19 protein-coding genes, 2 tRNA genes and 1 pseudogene are annotated in these 18,830 nt (G+C 34.4%); 11 read left to right on the top strand and 11 right to left on the bottom strand.

Annotated features, from left to right (window positions below; genetic code table 11):
• Nucleotides 1-4: 4 nt before the first annotated feature.
• The 8 genes from OPR35_RS01715 to rpsL all read right to left on the bottom strand — a co-directional run bounded on the left by OPR35_RS01715 (nt 5) and on the right by rpsL (nt 5,717).
• On the bottom strand, nt 5-445 hold the full coding sequence (locus OPR35_RS01715) for a 50S ribosomal protein L11 (RefSeq protein ID WP_010406829.1): 441 nt from the start codon (nt 443-445) through the stop codon (nt 5-7).
• A gap of 2 nt (nt 446-447) precedes the next feature.
• On the bottom strand, nt 448-1,284 hold the full coding sequence (nusG, locus tag OPR35_RS01710) for a transcription termination/antitermination protein NusG (RefSeq protein WP_010406831.1): 837 nt from the start codon (nt 1,282-1,284) through the stop codon (nt 448-450).
• Nucleotides 1,274-1,474, bottom strand: a complete 201-nt coding sequence (gene secE / locus OPR35_RS01705) for a preprotein translocase subunit SecE (RefSeq protein ID WP_007301991.1) — start codon at nt 1,472-1,474, stop codon at nt 1,274-1,276. Before secE ends, nusG begins: the two co-directional genes overlap by 11 nt.
• 19 nt (nt 1,475-1,493) lie before the next feature.
• A tRNA-Trp gene (locus OPR35_RS01700) sits at nt 1,494-1,566 on the bottom strand.
• A 12-nt stretch (nt 1,567-1,578) separates the two neighbouring features.
• Nucleotides 1,579-2,751 (bottom strand): elongation factor Tu, encoded by a 1,173-nt coding sequence (gene tuf / locus OPR35_RS01695; RefSeq protein WP_007301992.1) that lies wholly within the window; start codon nt 2,749-2,751, stop codon nt 1,579-1,581.
• 12 nt (nt 2,752-2,763) lie between these two features.
• Entirely contained in the window at nt 2,764-4,839 is a 2,076-nt protein-coding gene (gene fusA, locus OPR35_RS01690) for an elongation factor G (RefSeq protein ID WP_010406835.1), read from the bottom strand.
• Nucleotides 4,840-4,860: 21 nt separating this feature from the next.
• Entirely contained in the window at nt 4,861-5,337 is a 477-nt protein-coding gene (rpsG, locus tag OPR35_RS01685) for a 30S ribosomal protein S7 (RefSeq protein WP_006014699.1), read from the bottom strand.
• A gap of 5 nt (nt 5,338-5,342) precedes the next feature.
• Nucleotides 5,343-5,717, bottom strand: a complete 375-nt coding sequence (gene rpsL / locus OPR35_RS01680) for a 30S ribosomal protein S12 (protein ID WP_010406837.1) — start codon at nt 5,715-5,717, stop codon at nt 5,343-5,345.
• A 442-nt stretch (nt 5,718-6,159) separates the two neighbouring features.
• Here rpsL and prmC point away from each other — a divergent pair, with 442 nt between their 5' ends.
• Together prmC and OPR35_RS07435 are read left to right on the top strand one after the other, a co-directional pair.
• Nucleotides 6,160-7,014 (top strand): peptide chain release factor N(5)-glutamine methyltransferase, encoded by an 855-nt coding sequence (gene prmC / locus OPR35_RS01675; RefSeq protein WP_265024944.1) that lies wholly within the window; start codon nt 6,160-6,162, stop codon nt 7,012-7,014.
• Between the two features lie 78 nt (nt 7,015-7,092).
• Nucleotides 7,093-7,516: pseudogene (locus OPR35_RS07435) on the top strand (transposase); the annotation flags it as partial.
• Between the two features lie 211 nt (nt 7,517-7,727).
• Here the strand turns inward: OPR35_RS07435 and OPR35_RS01660 are convergent.
• Entirely contained in the window at nt 7,728-8,327 is a 600-nt protein-coding gene (locus tag OPR35_RS01660) for a BON domain-containing protein (RefSeq protein WP_012481858.1), read from the bottom strand.
• Between the two features lie 256 nt (nt 8,328-8,583).
• Here OPR35_RS01660 and OPR35_RS01655 point away from each other — a divergent pair.
• The 5 genes from OPR35_RS01655 (at nt 8,584) to lon (ending at nt 14,551) form a co-directional block, all read left to right on the top strand.
• Nucleotides 8,584-8,665: transfer RNA gene (locus tag OPR35_RS01655), tRNA-Leu, on the top strand.
• A gap of 155 nt (nt 8,666-8,820) precedes the next feature.
• Entirely contained in the window at nt 8,821-10,164 is a 1,344-nt protein-coding gene (tig, locus tag OPR35_RS01650; RefSeq protein WP_007301998.1) for a trigger factor, read from the top strand.
• 11 nt (nt 10,165-10,175) lie between these two features.
• Complete coding sequence (gene clpP / locus OPR35_RS01645; RefSeq protein WP_265024942.1) at nt 10,176-10,802, top strand: ATP-dependent Clp endopeptidase proteolytic subunit ClpP; 627 nt, start codon at nt 10,176-10,178, stop codon at nt 10,800-10,802.
• Nucleotides 10,802-12,079 (top strand): ATP-dependent Clp protease ATP-binding subunit ClpX, encoded by a 1,278-nt coding sequence (gene clpX, locus OPR35_RS01640; RefSeq protein ID WP_007302000.1) that lies wholly within the window; start codon nt 10,802-10,804, stop codon nt 12,077-12,079. Before clpP ends, clpX begins: the two co-directional genes overlap by 1 nt.
• Nucleotides 12,080-12,094: 15 nt before the next feature.
• Nucleotides 12,095-14,551: an endopeptidase La gene (gene lon / locus OPR35_RS01635; RefSeq protein WP_149168627.1), complete on the top strand. Its 2,457-nt coding sequence runs from the start codon at nt 12,095-12,097 to the stop codon at nt 14,549-14,551.
• A gap of 99 nt (nt 14,552-14,650) precedes the next feature.
• Here lon and OPR35_RS01630 read toward each other — a convergent pair whose 3' ends face one another.
• Nucleotides 14,651-16,207 carry a penicillin-binding transpeptidase domain-containing protein gene (locus OPR35_RS01630; RefSeq protein WP_264376915.1) on the bottom strand — a complete coding sequence of 519 codons (1,557 nt, stop codon included), beginning with the start codon at nt 16,205-16,207 and terminating at the stop codon, nt 14,651-14,653.
• Between the two features lie 20 nt (nt 16,208-16,227).
• The gene (locus tag OPR35_RS01625; RefSeq protein WP_265024941.1) at nt 16,228-16,998 is read right to left on the bottom strand and encodes a polysaccharide deacetylase family protein; all 771 of its coding nucleotides are present in this window, start codon (nt 16,996-16,998) and stop codon (nt 16,228-16,230) included.
• 120 nt (nt 16,999-17,118) lie between these two features.
• On the opposite strand from OPR35_RS01625, the gene OPR35_RS01620 reads away from it, so the two are divergent.
• The 4 genes from OPR35_RS01620 (at nt 17,119) to OPR35_RS01605 (ending at nt 18,823) form a co-directional block, all read left to right on the top strand.
• Complete coding sequence (locus OPR35_RS01620; RefSeq protein ID WP_264337643.1) at nt 17,119-17,241, top strand: hypothetical protein; 123 nt, start codon at nt 17,119-17,121, stop codon at nt 17,239-17,241.
• A gap of 84 nt (nt 17,242-17,325) precedes the next feature.
• The gene (locus tag OPR35_RS01615) at nt 17,326-17,985 is read left to right on the top strand and encodes a JAB domain-containing protein (RefSeq protein ID WP_213864001.1); all 660 of its coding nucleotides are present in this window, start codon (nt 17,326-17,328) and stop codon (nt 17,983-17,985) included.
• A gap of 102 nt (nt 17,986-18,087) precedes the next feature.
• The gene (locus OPR35_RS01610) at nt 18,088-18,423 is read left to right on the top strand and encodes a helix-turn-helix domain-containing protein (protein ID WP_213864000.1); all 336 of its coding nucleotides are present in this window, start codon (nt 18,088-18,090) and stop codon (nt 18,421-18,423) included.
• Nucleotide 18,424: 1 nt separating this feature from the next.
• Nucleotides 18,425-18,823, top strand: coding sequence for a helix-turn-helix domain-containing protein (locus OPR35_RS01605; protein ID WP_265024940.1), 399 nt, complete (start codon nt 18,425-18,427; stop codon nt 18,821-18,823).
• The last annotated feature ends 7 nt before the right edge of the window (nt 18,824-18,830 follow it).

Genomic DNA, 18,830 nt, shown 5'->3' with positions numbered 1-18,830 from the left:
TTACCTAACCTTCCACAACTTCTATACCCATAGATTTTGCAGTGCCTATAACCATCTTCACTGCTGAATCTTCATTATCCACTTTCATATCAACCATCTTACACTTTGCCACTTTAATGATAGCAGACATAGATAATTTAGCCACTAATTCTTTACCAGAATTACCAGAACCTTTACTTAATTTAGCTTCCTGCTTAAGCAAATAAGCCACAGGCGGACCGCTGACAGTAAAATCATGAGAGCGATCATCCTTTATGGAAATTCTCACTGTTACTAAATCACCTACTTTATAACTAGCGTTAGCAGCGCTAGTAGCTTTATTAAAAGCTTCACAAAATTTAGGAACAGGTATACCACGCGGGCCAAGTACTGAAGCAATTTTCGGTCCTGGAACTGCTTTTCCAGCTTCCATAAGCAAGTTAATCTTAGCAACTACATTACTCATAATTAATCCTCTATTTTCTCTACTTGAGCCAAATCAAGCTCTATTATTGTTGGCTTACCTAAGATTGATACTTCAATATTAATAATTTTTTTCTCATCATTTACCATATCTACCTTACCAGTAAAATTTTGAAAAAGACCATCATTAATTTTTACTTTTTCACCTTTCTCATAACCATAACTCAACTTTTTCGTTTCTTGAGCATTGTAAAGCGCACTACACATTGAGCGAATCTCATTATCCTCAATCACCTTTGGAACATTACCATTTTTCAAAAATCCATAAACCTTAAGAGATTTTGGTATATTATTAATAAAATTTAATACCTCATCGCATAAATTCATGTATAAAAAGACATAACCAGGAAAGGACTTCCTTCGTTTAGCATTTTTTTTAGATTTTAAATCCATCTCACTTAATTCTTCACAAGGAATAAAAACCCTATTAAAATAATTATTAATATTCAATCTCATAGAATTTTCTAATATATATTGGCGCACTTTCTCTTCATAATTAGAGGCAACTCTTAAAATGTACCACTTATATCTATTAAATTCCTTACGTTTTAAAATTACCTCATCATCTGAAATCATCTCAAAATGACCAGACTCATCACCACAAAACCCAGTCATTTGATTCAAAATATTTTTGCTTTCATCACACAGATGCATACATATATATACTTCACATAACTCTTTTATATCAGATTTTACATCACATACTGTCTGATAAGGAATAAACACCTCCTTAAAGTAAACAGTATTGGTTGCCAACTCGCATATATCCTTCTCATACCCGTAATCGACTTTAATGATATACCATTTATACTTATATTCCATAAATAATTCCAAATAAAGTCTTAATTACGTAAAGAGACATAAAATCTACGAAGCAAAAGAAAATCGAAAAGCATAATATAACAGTTATTACAATAAACAAAGATGACAATACCTGCTGTTTTTTTATCCAAGCAATTCTCCTTATTTCTTGCTTTATATCGCAAAAAAAAACATACAGGTTTTTTAACATTTCTACCATAATATTAATGCAGGAGCGATAGGAATTGAACCTACAACCTCTGGTTTTGGAGACCAGCGCTCTACCAATTGAGCTACACTCCTATAATTCAAAGTTTACTCTAAAATTTCCGAAACAACGCCAGAACCAACAGTTCTACCACCTTCTCTTATCGCAAAACGTAATCCTTTATCCATTGCTATTGGTACTTGCAACTCCACTTCTATACTTACATTGTCCCCTGGCATTACCATCTCCTTTCCATCTAGCAATTTTATGCTCCCAGTTACATCCGTTGTCCTTAAATAAAACTGTGGCTGATAATTTCCAAAAAATGGTGTATGCCTTCCTCCTTCTTCTTTCTTCAATATATACACCTCCGCATTAAATTTCTTATGCGGGGTTATTGTCCCTGGTTTTGCCAATACTTGCCCTCTCTCCACTTCTTCTCTCTTTGTTCCTCTTAGTAGTATTCCTACATTGAGTCCTGCACTTCCCTTATCTAGCAACTTCTTAAACATCTCAACACCAGTACATATCGTCTTTTGCGTCGCTTTCAGACCTATTATCTCTATCTCATCCCCTGTCTTTATCTCCCCCTTCTCTATTCTTCCTGTTACTACCGTCCCTCGGCCCGATATTGAAAATACATCTTCTATTGGCAACAAAAACGGCAAATCTATAGGCCTTGGAGGTACTGCCACATACTCATCTAACTTCTCCATCAATTTATCTATTGATTTCTTTCCATACTCACTACTATCATCCTCTAATGCTTTTAACGCAGACCCAACTATCATAGGCACTTCATCACCTGGAAATCCATACTTACTCAGCAACTCTCTCACTTCCATCTCTACCAAATCTATCATATCAGCATCAGCAACATCAGCTTTATTTATATATACCACGATATATCCAACACCCACCTGTTTTGCCAGCAATATATGCTCTCTCGTTTGTGGCATCGGCCCATCAACCCCTGACACTACCAATATCGCTGCATCCATCTGTGCTGCACCTACTATCATATTCTTTACATAATCAGCATGTCCAGGGCAATCAACGTGTGCATAGTGTCTCTTTTCTGTTTGATATTCAACATGCGCTGTTGCTATTGTTATACCTCTCTTTCTTTCTTCTGGCGCTTTATCTATTTGATCATATGCTACAAAATTACCATAATGCTTTGTTATCGCCGCTGTTAACGTTGTCTTCCCATGATCCACATGTCCTATCGTTCCCACGTTTACATGCGGCTTTCCAAATGCTTCTACTATCGCTGTCATAATTACTAACCTTTAATTATACTTTAACTTTAACTCATCAACCACATATTGTGGCACTTGTTCATAACAAGAAAAATGCATACTATACTGAGCTCTTCCCTGAGATATAGAACGCAAAACATTTATATAACCAAACATATTTGCAAGAGGAACCGAAGCAGTAATTATTTTGCTATTATTACCTAAATCCAGCATATCAACAACACTGCCTCTTCTACTATTTATATCACCCATAACATCACCCATATATTCTTCAGGAGTAATGATTTCCACTTTCATTATAGGTTCTAGCATTTTTGGACCAGCTTTATTTGCCATTTCCTTAAAAGCACCCTTAGCAGCAAGTTCAAAAGCCAAAGGACTAGAATCAACATCATGAAAAGCACCATCAAGAAGAGTAGCCTTAAAATCAATCAATGGAAAGCCGGAAATTATACCACCTTCTTTTATCAACTCTAAGCCATTTTGCACTCCAGGTATATACTCTTTTGGAATAGCACCGCCTACAATTTTACTTTCAAACTGAAAGCCAAAACCAGGCTCAAGAGGTTCGAATTTTATTTTAACTTTAGCAAACTGACCAGCACCACCTGATTGTTTTTTATGAGTGTAATCAATTTCAACAGATTTAGTGATAGTTTCACGATATGCAACTTGAGGTGCACCAACGTTAGCTTCAACATTAAACTCGCGCTTCATTCTATCAATAATAATCTCAAGATGCAGCTCACCCATACCTTTCAATATAGTCTGCCCACTCTCCGCATTTACTGACATCCTTAAAGAAGGATCTTCTGCAACCAATCTATTCAAAGCAACACCTAATTTTTCCTGATCTGAGGTGGTTTTCGGTTCTATAGCAATTTCAATAACAGGATCAGGAAATTCCATACGCTCTAATAGTATAGGAAAATCAGATGAACATAAAGTATCACCAGTAATTGTTTTCTTTAATCCAACTAAGGCAACTATATCACCAACTTTAGCTTCGTTTATATCTTCTCTGTTATTTGCATGCATAAGCAACATTCTACCAATTCCTTCAGTCTCATTCTTTCCAGCATTTAACACAGCAGATTTAGATTTTAACTTACCGGAATAAATACGAATAAACGTCAAGCTACCTACAAATTTATCCGTCATCACTTTAAACGCAAGAGCAACGAATTTCTCTTTTTCTGAAGGTTTGATCTCAATTTTCTTTTCTGAATCTTTAGGATCAGTTCCAATAATTACATCAACATCAATAGGAGAGGGTAAAAAATCAACCACACCATCTAAAAGTGATTGCACGCCTTTGTTTTTAAAAGCTGACCCACATAATACAGGGACAAATTTTCCTTTAATGGTCCCGCTTCTCACACACTTTTTCAACAAATCAATTGGCAGATCGTTAGATTCAAAGTAAGTATTTATCGCCTCATCATCCATTTCAGCTGCAGCATCTAATAAAAGATTTCGATACTCTTGAGCTTTATCAAGCAAATCAGAAGGAATATCTTCATAAGAAAATTTAGCGCCTAATGTTTCTTCTTGCCATATAATAGCTTTCATAGAAATAAGATCGATTATGCCTTTAAAATCTTTCTCACTTCCTATTGGCAACTGAATAACTAAAGGTGATGCGCCAAGCTTCGTTTTTATCATATCGACACATCGATAAAAATTTGCCCCGATTCTATCCATTTTATTAACAAAGCAGATACGAGGAACGTTATATTTATCAGCTTGACGCCAAACTGTCTCAGACTGAGGCTCAACTCCAGCAACTCCATCAAATACAGCAACCGCACCATCCAAAACCCTCAAAGATCTCTCAACTTCAATAGTGAAGTCAACATGACCAGGAGTATCTATTATATTAATCCTATGATCATTCCAAAAACATGTTGTTGCAGCAGAGGTAATTGTAATGCCACGCTCCTTCTCTTGCTCCATCCAATCCATAGAAGCTGCACCATCGTGCACTTCACCAATCCTATTTTGTTTACCAGTATAAAATAAAATACGCTCTGTTGTGGTGGTCTTGCCAGCATCTATATGAGCCATTATTCCTATATTTCTATACCTAGATATTAAAACTTCCATACCACAATCAATCAGCTAATATTAAAAACGAAGATGAGAAAATGCCTTATTAGCTTCAGCCATTTTATACTTTTCTTCACACATCTTAAATGCACCACCACATTTATTATAAGCATCTAATATTTCAGACTGCAAACAATAAACAGTAGTTCTACCACTCTTTTTGCGAGCAGCAGAAGTTGCTCTAGCAATCCACCTTAATGCCAAAGAAATTGCTCTATCTTGACGAATTTCAACAGGGACTTGATAAGTTGCACCACCAATACGCCGAGAGCGTACTTCTATAGAAGGGGTAACATTTTCTACTGCTGTTTCAAAAATTGATAAGGCATCTTTGCCTATTTTCTTTTCAGCTAAGGACAAAGCACTATAAGCAATCTTTTCTGCAATAGACTTTTTACCACATTTCATAATTATATTAATAAAACGCATAAGCAAGACACTACCATAACGAGAGTCAGGGCTTGTTCTTTTTTTTGCTTTATTACGACGTGCCATAAATTTTAACCAGATTTCTTTACACCATATTTCGAACGGGCTTTCTTTCGATTTTGCACACCACGTAGATCAAGAGCACCTCTTATTATGTGATAACGTACACCCGGCAAATCCTTAACTCGCCCACCACGTATTAAAACAACGGAATGCTCTTGTAAATTATGACCTTCGCCAGGTATATAAGCCGTCACTTCACCGTATCCACTAATCTTTACTCTAGCTACCTTACGTAGTGCTGAGTTAGGCTTTCTAGGAGTTGTAGTATATACCTTAGTGCAAACACCCCTTCTTTGAGGATTGCATTTTCCCAAAGCTGGCACCTTCTTCTTGCGAGTTAACCCTGATCTACCCTTACATATTAATTGATTTATCGTAGGCATATACTGTAAATTTAAAACTCTGAAAATAACTAAGTCTTAGTTATAAAATAATAAACCTCAATAGTCAATATAAAAATAAACATTACTACTCTAATAATCTCAGCCCAATTGCTTTGAAAGCTACTGATAATTATATGCTAAAGCGCATATTGGTTTTAATATTAAGAAATTATCACTTGCTGTGGTCGAATTAATATAGATATGGAACAAGTAATATACTGTGATGGCTATCAAAGAATATGCAGAAAATAATGCTTATAATAGAGCCAAGAGCTTCTAACATTAATGCAAAAATACCAACCGAACTAACCGAATTACCAGTAAAGCCGGATGATTTTTACAATCCTACTCTTGACACTTAGATTTAATGCAGCTACCCTAAGTTCAAAATTCTATACTCAATTTTGCTGTTCTTGCATACAAGGAACACGTTTTTAGAATAATGAAAACAATCAGCGCTTTAATTAAAGAAGGGTCAAAGCTACTATCATCACATAGAATTGAATCACCACATTTGGATTGTGAAATCATCATTCAGTACGTACTTGGAGTAGAAAGATCATTCACAATCATGAATCACACCAATCAGGTACCAAGAAACAAAGAACTTCTATTCTGGAAATTAACAAAAAAAAGAGCAGAAAGATATCCAATATCGCAAATAATAGGTAATCGTGAATTCTGGAGTAAAAATTTTATAGTTAACCAACATGTTCTAGATCCAAGACCAGATAGTGAGACAGTAATTTCAACAGTGTTAAAATATTACCAAAATAAGAAGCAAAAAATAAAAATTGCAGATTTTGGCACAGGCACAGGCTGTTTGTTGATCTCCGTACTTAGTGAGTATGAATATGCTATTGGAGTTGGTTTTGAAAAAAGCCTGGAAGCATACAAAATTACCTACCAGAACACAAAGAAACATAATCTTCTCAACAGAGCTAAAATATTTCCAAATTCGTGGATAGAATGCAGAGATTTATTTGATCTCATAATAAGCAATCCTCCATATATTAAAAGAAGTAAGTTAAAAGATCTGCAAGCTGAAGTGCAAAAAGAGCCAAGAATTGCTCTTGATGGCGGTATCGATGGATTGAGCTGTTACCTGAGTATTTTTCCAATATTGAAAAAGTGCCTTAAAAAAGATGGGTTTGCGATATTGGAAATAGGCGAAGATCAAAGCAATATTGACAAAATAATACCCTTATATGGACTGGCTTTTCAGGAATACGTATACGACTTGGCTGGAATGAAAAGATGCATTGTTGTAAAGCAAGATAAAGAACATGACCAGTAGAACGCTAGCTTTCTAAGAACCTGTTCATAATCTCAAGAAAGACATAAAGTAAGAAATAGAGTGTATAAATTAGGATATATGAGGAGTGTATACCCAAGTGACATAAGTCGAGAGAAGTTTGAGATTATTTCACCAGATCTGGAGTCTTGTGGAAAAAACAAAACCAAGAAAACTTGATTTGTATGATATATTTTGCGGAGTGTTGTACGCCCTAAAAAGTGGTTATCAGTGGAGGATGCTACCAAAAGAGTTTCCAAAATAGCGCAATTGTTATGATTATTTCAAAAATGGAGTGAAAAAGTAAAAGGAAATAAAAAAAAGTATTTTGGAGTGCATGTTAAAAAAAATAGTTAGTGTGGTCCGACAAAACAATGTTTGGAAAGAAAAAATCAGCTTTTGCATAATTGACACTCAGAGTGTAAAGAACGCAGACACTGATGAAGAAAAAGGCTATGACGCTGGTAAAAAAATCTCAGGAATAAAACGCCATATCGCACAAGATATAGATGTTTGCTATTTATTCTTAAGCTTGGGAGTGTTAAATAGCATTTTACTTTTTTTAGTATGTAGAGATTTTCTAGGAATTATTCTATTGAATTCTATGATATTATTTTTTGTAACATTGTTATACATACCATAAGAGTGAACTGACGAAATTTGTAAAGGAGTTTTATGGCTTAGCTACATGGTACTAACACTCAAGTAAATTTTCATCAATGACGCAATTTGCTATGTCTATATCTCACATAGCTTACAACTTGCTTTACTCCTTTTACTTTTCTTGCAATTGCTATTACAGCTTTTAATTCCGCCTTATTTTGAGCTATACCCATCAAATAAACGACTCTATCAACTGTATTAACGCTATAATTAATTGATTTAATATTTCTTTTTCCCAGAAGCCTCGTGCTTATCTCTGCTGTTATCATACCATCTACAGTAACATCTAGCATAGAAGTCATTTTAATTGGTGTGACTCTTATTTCATTTATCACTTCTTTAATCTCTTTTTGCTGCCAAGCTATTTTCTCTGCTGTGAGTTGCTTTTCATGATTATCAACATTTCCAATGAGTAATACTCTTCCTTCACTCACTTTAACTTTTATAGATGAGAACAGTCCGTGTTTTAAGAGTCCCTTATTGATTTTTATTACTATAGTTGTATCATCAATAATGTTTCCCAAGGATTTATCTTGCATTGTTATTGCTGTAGCCGCTGCAGTTGCTGTTACCACTATACCACTTACAAGAGTCGTACAGCCACTCTGTGTAATCAGAAAAATTGCGAGTAAGAAGCTTGCTATTAATCTCATTATTAATTTCCAGAGTTTAGAGCTTTAATTAAAGAATATTAATAAGCTTTTTTTATTGTGTAAATACTATAAATTGAATAAGCCTTGAATATTTCTAAGACAGTACTTATCTCAATAATGTTAGTTAAAGTAATTCAGGCTTAGATTCATAGTGGAGTTAACTAGTATTATAAGTTCAGTCTGTGGTACTAAAATCTAATCTTTAAATTGCATAAGATGACAGAAGTGGTTATCTATAAGTTAATGAAGGGTTCTTGCGGATATGGCGAAATTGGTAGACGTGCCAGGTTTAGGTCCTGGTGAGCTTGCTCGTGGGGGTTCAAGTCCCTCTATCCGCACTTAAAGTCATGTAACTCAGGTTTTAAGAGAAAATTTATAATCACTAAGTACACTTTTGTTTGTATAAGAACCTGTTCTTAAGGATTGTATTTAACTTAAATTCTGGTAAAATGGCTTTATTAAAACATAAATAAAATATTGATAACAGGTTGTAATGTCTAGTAATATACCTCAAAATGCAGTCGAAGCAGATACATTAAGTAATATATATACCTATAAGGAACTTAGTGTAGATAAACTAAAGTATGAGTATGAAATCACAGTTAGTAGTGATTATATAGAACAAAAGATAAACTCTAGATTACAAGAAATAGCGAAGAATGCAAAATTTCCTGGATTTAGATCAGGAAAGATGCCTTACGATCTTGTTATTACAAATTATAAAAACGAAGCTTTGGAATATGTGATAAACGATACGATTGACTATTGCTCAAGTGATTTAATGAAAAAAATCGAAGTTAAGTCTCACATCCATCCTAAGGTTGATATTATGTCATTACCAAACCTTGATAAAAAGGATAAAAAAGGTGACTTTCTGTACAAATTATCTTTTGAATCGATGCCAAAAGTGCCAGTAATAGATCTTGATAAAATAAATTTGAAGAAAGTTAAGGCAAAAATCAAAGAGGGAGACATAAAAGAATTTATTGATTCTATAAAAACAAAATTTCCTAACTTTGTCTCTGTTGATGATGCTTCTTATCAAGCAAAAAACGAGGATAAACTGATAATTGACTTTGAAGGGCGAATTAGAAATAAGCTCTTTCAAGGTGGAAGTGGCAAAAATTTTACTGTTAATTTAGGATCTGGAACATTTATAAATGGTTTTGAAGATCAATTAATTGGCATGAAAAAAGGGGAAACAAAAAGCTTTAAGTTGAGATTTCCTGAAGATTACCAGGTAATTTCCCTTGCGGGACAGGAGGCTGCTTTTTCTGTTCGAGTTAATGACATTCAGATTGCCAAAGATTTGCAAAGTGATAATGAAATAGCTAGGAGAATTGGTTTTGAAGATCATTCTTCGCTAATAGATCATGTAAAAGAAGTAATTGATAATCAGTGTAAAGAAATGGAAGATCTCTTAATTAAGAAAGAGCTATTTGATTGTTTGGATGCTAGTTATAGTTTTGATTTGCCTATAGAAGTAGTAAAACAGGAACAGCAGAGAGTGGAAAGAGAGTTGAATGCTAAAGATGATTCGTGTAAAGAAGCTGAAAGACGCGTAAAGCTTGCAATGCTATTCATGGAGTTCAGTAAAGAACATGAAATATCATTAACTCAAAGTGATATTATGAATGTTATTGTAAATCAATATGTCAGTAAAGATGTATCATTTGACAGGGTATTTAAACATTTTAAATCAGATGGACAATTTCAGGAATTAGTTAGAGGGCAAGCGCTTGAGTATAAAGTGACGGATTATATGATAGAAAAAGCTAGTAAAGAAGAACAGATTGTTTCTGTGAAAGAATTAAAGGAATTATTTGATAATATTTGATAGGAAAAGGTATGACTCTTATACCAATTGTAGTTGAACAAACTAGTCGCGGTGAGCGGGCTTATGACATATATTCAAGGCTAGTAAAAGAAAGAATAATTTTCGTAACTGGCCCTATTGAAGACAACATGGCCAGCGTAATAGTAGCACAGCTTTTATTTTTAGAATCGGAAAATCCCGATAAAGACATTTGTATGTATATTAACTCACCAGGTGGTGTTGTAACTGCTGGTTTGTCGATCTACGATACAATGCAGTATATAAATCCAGACGTTTCAACTTTGTGTATAGGTCAAGCTGCATCTATGGGTTCTTTGTTGCTTACAGCTGGTGCGGAGGGTAAACGTTACTCGCTACCTCATTCAAGAATTATGATACATCAGCCATCTGGTGGTTATCAGGGGCAAGCAACTGATATAGAAATACATGCTAATGAAATTTTGCGAGTTAAGAAAAAATTAAATCAAATTTATGAAAAACATACTGGAAATTCACTAAAAAAAATTGAAGAAATGATGGAAAGAGATAAATTCATGGATCCTGAAGAAGCAATGAAAACTGGCTTAATTGACAGAGTAATAGCTGAGCGTAAAGATATGAAGATTGAAAATATTAAAGTTAAACAAAAGGTAGTTTAATGGATAACAATAATGATTTACACTACTGTTCTTTTTGTAACAAGGCACAAAACGAAGTAGATAAATTGATTACTAACTCTTCAGATGGTTTAAAGGTGTTCATTTGTAATGAATGCATAGAGTTATCCCATAAAGCAATAAGTCAAAAGAAAGAGAGAGCTTTTAATTCAGATCATATATCTGATATGAAGCTATTACTAAAGAAACCTGAAGATATAAAAATTTTTCTTAGTAAGCATGTTGTAGGTCAGGAACATGCGCAACACGTTTTATCTGTGGCTATGTATAACCATTGTCAATCCATGGTGCAACTTCATTCTATAAGTGATATTGAAATTGAGAAGTCAAATATAATGCTTATTGGCCCTACTGGTTCTGGTAAGACTTTGCTAGCAAAAACACTTGCTAAAGTTTCAGATGTGCCATTTGCTATGGCCGATGCGACAACTTTGACTGAGGCAGGTTATGTAGGTGATGATGTAGAAAGCGTGTTGTCACGTCTATTACAAGCTGCAAATTATGATGTTGCAAAGGCACAGCATGGTATAGTGTTTATCGATGAAATAGACAAGATTACAAGAAAATCTGAAAGCACTTCAATAACCCGTGACGTTTCAGGTGAAGGGGTCCAGCAAGCTCTGCTTAAGATTATGGAGGGTACAGTTGCTTATGTTCCGCCACAAGGAGGGCGAAAACACCCGCAACAAGAGTTTATACAAGTAGATACTAGTAATATACTATTTATTTGTGGAGGAGCTTTTGAAGGCCTAAATAAAATTATTGAGGCAAGAAAAAAGGGAACATCAGTTGGCTTTGGAGCAGATATAAGTCAGTCTAAAGCACAAAAGAAAAAAAATGCTTTACGCGATGCTCAACCTGAGGACTTAATCAAATTCGGTTTGATACCCGAATTTGTAGGACGAGTTCCAATAACTGCTGTTCTAGATGAGCTGGATCACGAAGATTTAATACATGTGTTGACAGAGCCAAGAAATGCGCTAGTAAAACAATATAAAGCATTGCTTGCATTTAGTAAAGTAAACCTTGAGTTTTCAGATGAAGCAATATCAGCTATTGCTAAAAAAGCTATAAGCTATAAAACAGGTGCAAGGATGTTACGTGCTATCTTAGAGTCACTTTTGCTTGATGTTATGTATATATCCGGCAACGGAGGTTTTGAAGGTAGCACTATAACGGTTACTAAGAAAATGGTAGAATTAGGCAAAGTGACGATTAATCATAATAATAAGGGTAGTGTTATAACGGTTAATGATTAATTTGAGGCATATATTATGAGTATTGGACGTGCTGTAAACTTTAATTCTACTGTATTACCAGTATTACCTCTAAGAGATGTAGTAATTTTTCCAAATATAATGTTGCCTTTATTCGTAGGTAGAGAAAAATCTGTTCATGCACTAGAGTATGCAATAAGTAGCAGTAGTCACCAAAACGAGATTTTTCTCATAGCACAAAAAGATGGTTCTATTGATAATCCAGAGCCAGAGAATCTTTATGAAGTAGGTGTGTTAGCAAACATTATACAACCATTAATAAAACTGCCTGACAATGCAGTAAAAGTCATGATTCATGGGGTAAGAAGGGGAAGAGTTATAGAATATATTAGCTCTCACACTTTGTTAGAGGCCAGAGTAGCGTTAGATGGTCATTATGAGTATGGAGAAAATGAAGATAATATTGATTTAGAAGCTTTAAGGCGTTCTGTTATAGATGCATTTGACAATTGGTGTAAACTAAGCAAGAAAAGTCGGCCCGAGATTATTATTGACCCCATTGATCAAGTTAAAGAGGTTAATCAAATTGTAGATATGATAGCTTCGTACTTAAATATAAAGGTATCAGACAAGCAAAACATACTTGAAGTTTATAACCCAAAAGAGCGTTTAAAAAAAGTTTTTGCTCTTATTGAGAGAGAAATAAGTATTTTGAGTGCACAAAACCGCTTGTATAAGACAATTAAATCACAGGTTGAAAGTACTCAAAAAGTTTACTACCTTAATGAGCAATTAAAAGCTATACAGAAAGAATTAGGTGAGTTTGAAAATGGAGATGAAGGGAATATACTCAATGAATTTGAAAAAAAGATAAATGAAACAAAGCTTTCTGAGGAAGCAAAAGAGAAAGCCATAACTGACTTAAAGAGATATAAGAAAATGAATCCCATTTCTCCTGAAGCAACAGTTATATCTAGTTACTTGCATTGGTTGCTTGATTTGCCATGGGGAAAGTACAAAGATGCAAAAATTAACTTAAATGCGGCTAAAAAAATCTTAGATGAAAATCATTATGGCATAGAGAAAGTAAAAGATAGAATAATAGAATTTTTAGCAGTATTAAAGAGAGTAAAAGAGATAAAGGGTCCTATACTTTGCTTAGTTGGACCACCTGGTGTTGGTAAAACTTCTTTAGCTAAGTCTATGGCAAAAGCAGTAGGAAGAGATTTTGTTCGCATATCTCTTGGTGGTATACGTGATGAGTCTGAAATACGAGGACACAGGAAAACTTATATTGGCTCAATGCCTGGTAAAATCATTCAACACATGAAAAAAGCTAATTCATGCAACCCGCTTTTCCTGCTTGATGAAATAGATAAGATGGGTTCTGATTCGCGTGGTGATCCTGCATCTGCATTACTTGAGGTTTTGGATACTGAGCACAATAAACATTTTACAGATCATTACTTGGAAGTTGAGTTTGATCTTTCAAGTGTAATGTTTGTAGCCACAGCAAATAGCTTAAATTTACCGCATCCTTTGCGTGATAGGATGGAAATTATACAATTATCTGGGTATACCGAAGACGAGAAGATCAGTATTGCTACACATCACCTTATTCCAAAATTAAAAAAAGAGCATGGTTTGCATCAGAAGGAGTGGGAAATAACCAATGAAGCATTATACGAGTTGATACGTTTATATACACGTGAAAGCGGCGTGCGAAGCATGGAAAGGGAACTTGCAAAACTCATGAGAAAGGCAGTTAAAGCAATATTAACTGATAAAAATAAGAAAATATCCGTAGAGACTGGTAATTTACAAGATTATCTAGGGGTACGTAAGTATACCTTTGGCATTGCAGAAAATGAGAGTTTGGTAGGGATAGTAACTGGTCTTGCCTATACTGAAACAGGTGGTGATATTTTAATGATAGAGTCAGTCCTAATTCCGGGCAAGGGGGAAATAAAATACACAGGAAAGCTTGGAGAGGTTATGCAAGAGTCTATAAAAGCTGCGTATAGTTATGTGCGATCAAATTGTTTATTTTTCGGTATAAAACCCGAAAAATTTCAAAATAATGATATACATTTGCATGTACCTGAGGGTGCTGTGCCAAAAGATGGTCCCTCTGCTGGCAGTGCAGTATGTACATCTATTGTTTCTCTTATGACAAATATACCAGTTAACAAAAGTGTTGCTATGACAGGTGAAGTAACATTGCGTGGTAGAGTGTTGGCTATTGGGGGTTTGAGAGAAAAATTGCTTGCTGCGCTAAGAGGATCAATCAAAACTGTGATTATACCAAGTGAAAATGAGAAAGATATGCAAGAGATTCCTGCAAATATAAAAGAAGAAATCAATGTAATTTTTGCTGAGAATATTGATGAAGTTATAAAAGTTGCTTTGATGCACCCTATTACTTCAATTGATGATAATAACGAAATTAGTGTGTCTACCTCCATAGAAAATAAGGATAATACCTTCCCTTCATCAGAAACATTAAAGCACTAAATTGAAAAGGTTTATGCAATTTTCGTTTCTTTTTTTTAACCTCAAAGCTCTGATTTGAATATATAAATTACAAGTAACATATATGGCAATTTCATAAGTTCATTTTTCAAGCATATATTGCAATATCTCACTAGCAATTGCAACATCTTGGCGTGGAGTTTTACCATGTTCTATAAACACTGAGATTGCATAGCGCGGATCATGGTAGGGGCCATAAGCGATAAACAATTTATGACTTTCACCTTTAGAGTTTATCTCTGGTGTTCCGGTTTTGCCAGCAATTTGTATACTGCCTAGTCCTTTTCTATAGTTAGAATTCACCACGTCAAACATAGCTTTTCGAACCACACTAAGATGCTCATGATTCACATCAATATCAAGAAAGTCTTGCCCTGATTTACTCATCTCAATGTGGGGAATTACCTCCTTTCCTGTTGCAACCCTCGCTGCAAGAACTGCAAGCTGTAATGGCGTTGTAAGTAAATACCCTTGTCCTATAACTAAGTTAATGGTATCACCTAAATACCACTCTGAATATAGCTTGCGTGCACGCCAATCCACATCAGGCAACAATCCCGGAGCTTCTTCCTTAAACATTCCAATTAATGGTCCACTTCCTATACCAAATTTGCTAGCCATTTCTAGTAGAGAATCTACATTTATTTTTTTTCCTATATTATAAAAGTAAGTGTTGCATGAGAAGGCCATTGCCTCGTTTAAAGATACATATCCATGGACTTTGCTTTTTAGGCAACGAAATTTTCGTTCACCTATTTTCATATAGCCCCTACACGAGAACTTTTCTTCTGGTGTTATTATTCCATCTTTTAAACCCGCAAGCGCATCTATTATTTTAAATATTGAACCAGGTGGAATTTGATATGATAATGCACGGTTTACAAGCGGTAATGAAGGATTGTTTAAATTTTTCCAAGTTTCATTTGATAATCTGCTAGTGAAAAGATTATTATCGTAAGAAGGTGAATTATATAATGCTAAAATTTCTCCGTTATTTACATCAATTACCACTGTGGAACCTTGGTGATCTTTAAATATCTCTGCAATTTTCTTCTGTAAATCAACATCAATTGTCAGCTGTATATCTTGTCCATCTTGCTGCGGTATGCTAGATAACTCTCTCATGATACGCTTCTTAGAATTTATTTCCTGCTCAGATTTTCCGGTCTTGCCTTTTAATACATGATCATATGTATATTCAATTCCACTAACCCCTGCTTCATTTATGTCTTGCTGTCTTTTTGTATATCCGATTATATGAGAACATATCGAACCAAACGGGTAATAACGTTTATAAAGAGCAGTTACTTTTGTATCTGATGATTTTGTTGCATCAGGTTTAATTTCTGATAACATCTGGAAATCAACTTCCCTAGTAAAGGTTTTTTGCCCATCAAACAAAACAATATACGAAATTTTGTTTACTGCAAGTTCAACGCTATTCCTATCCAAAATCCTGCCTCGTTTAGGCACAATAGTAACAACTTTTATCCTATTATTATTGGATAGCACTTCATATTTTTGTCTATCTCGTACTTGTAAAGTATACAACCTACAACTAAAAATAGCAGAAATAGTAAGCTGAATACCACCTAATATGAATAACCTACGGTTGAAGACCTTGTTTTTTGTCCACATAGAATTCCTTTAGAACGCACTCATCCTCCTTTTATTGGCACATTTCTAGCTTTCACTACATCACAAACCCTTTCTTCCCACTCACTTAAGGTAACAAGTTTGTAACCCGATTTTTTTAGTATTTCAATAATCTGAGGTAAAGCTTCAACTGTATTTGATTTGTTATCGTGATCATGGAACAATATAATCGCTCCATTATGTACATTGCTTAAAACTCTTTCAACCAGAATTTCTGATTTATCGCCTTGCCAGTCCAGAGAATCAACTGTCCATAATATGGAATACATATTTAATCGATTAGTATTTTTGATCAAATTATCGTTATGACATCCATATGGTGGACGAAACCATTTTACACTCTGTTCTGTTACATTTTTAATTGCTATATTTGTCTTTTCCAGTTCTTGCAATTGCTCCTCACTTGAAAGTGATGTCAACTTCCTATGCGACCAAGAGTGATTGCCTAACTCATGACCTGCTTCATGGATTTTCTTTACTATCTCATATGTTTTTTTATTTATACGTCCACCAAGCACAAAAAATGTCGCTTTTGTTTTATTGCTCTCCAGAATATTAATAATATCTCCTGATCTATTATAAGATGGACCATCATCAAACGTAAGTGCAACGAACTTATCGTTGTTATTCAATAATTTCTTTATATTACTTAAATTTCTATATGATAGATCCAAATCACAACTGAGCCCACGATATGGTAAGTTAAAGTTACAATCACTACAGAAAACTGCGCTTGAATATAGCAAAAGAAAAGCGATTATTCTTATAAACATATATAATCAGCAAAGTGATAGAGTACTACACTTTTTTGCTAAATTAAACCACTTTTAACAGCTACTGTTTACTTCGTTACTTTGTCAATATATTATATTAATAACTTTATATAATATAGTATGATTGCAAATATAAATACCGTTGCTCTTCAGGGAACCAGCACAGTAAATGTTAATGCACAAATTCACATGGCAAATGGTATTCCAGCTTTTAAAGCAACAAGGACAACATTGCAAATTTAGAGTTCAAAAGGGTTATTCCTCGAGAACTACTGCGTCAGAAAGCTGGCGTTGAATTTGTATATAATGTTGATCTTGGAGGTTTTTATGAATAATAGTGAGAGAAAAGAGAAATTAGAAACTCGTATTCTATCAAGCAGAGGTAGGTCTTTGCTTGACCATGAGCTACTGGAACGTAATCTATCTGCATACACAGAAGGAAGAGAAGTTGCCAAAAAGTTAATGGAGCTCTTTAGTAGTTTAGGAAGGGTAATTAATGCTGACTTTCATGAACTAAAAAATGTTACAGGAATGAATGATGGAGCAATAGCAAATATCTTTTGTCTGAAAGAGATTTTTGATAGGATATTGAAAGGTAAGTTAAAAAAGCTGTCGATTCTTGATAATAGAGAAGAGCTATTAAAATACTTTAAAGCAGCAATAGGGCAGTCACGAAAAGAAAGCTTACGAGTGGTATACTTAGATCGAAGTGGTCATTTAATATATGAGTATATTCAAGATTGTGGAACTATAGATAGAGTACCTCTATATGTGAGGGCAATAATAAAACAGGGATTACTGATTGACGCATCATCTGTTGCAATTTCACATAATCATCCAAGCGGAGATATAGAACCATCAAAGGAGGATGAGGATAACACACTCACATTAGCTGCAACCTGCGAAAATGTAGGAATGAAATTGATAGATCATATAATCGTAACACAGAAGAGCCACTTTAGTTTTTATGACAGTGGCTTATTGTAATCTGTAACCCGGAAGGAAAGTTCTCTAGCTTTCCTTCTTTTTTTCACTTCATAAATTAAAAAATTCAATATAAGCTTGAACAGCTAGAATTAGTAGTAAAAGGTGGAATTAGGTAAAAAAATAAAGGAACTTAGGTTATACTGTGGTTTGACACAAACTGAATTAGGAAAAAGAATAGGTGTTTCATATAGACAGATACAAAGGTACGAAAATGGTTCAAATTGCATTTTAGCCAGTAGGCTATATGACTTAGCAAAAGCCCTATCAATTGATGTTGCTGATTTCTTTACTGGTATGCATACTGACTCACATGAAGCTTATGATGAAGAAATACTAAAACTAGTCAAAGGATATAACAAAATTAAGAGCAAAAGGTTACGTAGTGTAGTTTATATATTGGTAAAATCTTTTTCTCAAAGTATATTATCTGATACGTAAAATGACCGTACAACATCCTATCGATAAGCAAATAGGTGAAAGGATAAGGAAAAGAAGGCTAATATGTGGTTTTAGCCAAAGGGACTTAGGAAAAAAGCTTGGAATTTCATTTCAGCATATACAAGGATATGAAACTGGAGAGGTAAGGCTTGTAGTTGATAGATTGTATAATTTGGCAGAAGCTTTGTCTGTTGATATGTCATATTTTTTTACCAAAGCCTCTGAATACTTGCATGATAAGGCCTTCCGTAGCGATGTGGGCAGCGAAGAAATATCAAGATTAGTAAGAGAATATAGAAAAATTAAAGATGAAACATTGCGTGATATTGTGCATTCAGTGATAAAGGCTCTGGGAATGTTCAAAAAAGTGTGTCAAACCGAAAAAAAAGTAATAAATTGATATAAAA

The organism is Wolbachia endosymbiont (group B) of Protocalliphora azurea, assembly GCF_947251865.1.
Lineage (GTDB): Bacteria > Pseudomonadota > Alphaproteobacteria > Rickettsiales > Anaplasmataceae > Wolbachia.
The sequence above is the reverse complement of the archived record's forward strand: the minus strand, read 5'-3'. Positions and strand labels throughout refer to the sequence as shown.